The 255-nt window shown below is 67.5% G+C and carries 1 pseudogene; it reads right to left on the reverse strand.

Annotated features, from left to right (window positions below):
* A pseudogene (locus AC5RVV_RS18445) lies at positions 1 to 255 on the reverse strand (ABC transporter ATP-binding protein); the annotation flags it as partial.

Raw genomic sequence — 255 nt, forward strand, 5'->3', positions numbered from 1 at the left:
GGCCGGGCCGCGAAGGACAGGTTCTCGATCAGCGGCTTGTCCGGGCTGTAGCTGAAGCTCACATGCTCGAACGCGACGTGGCCGTCAGCCCGCGCCGGCAGCGCCGTCTCGGCGGTGTCCGGTTCCTGCTCATCCGCATCCAGCAGTTCGAAGACCCGCTCGGCGGATGCCACGCCGGACTGCAGCATGTTGGCCATGCCGGCCATCTGCCCCAGCGGCTGCGTGAATTCGCGCGAATACTGGATGAACGCCGTC

The organism is Arthrobacter sp. MDT2-34-1 (assembly GCF_059091365.1).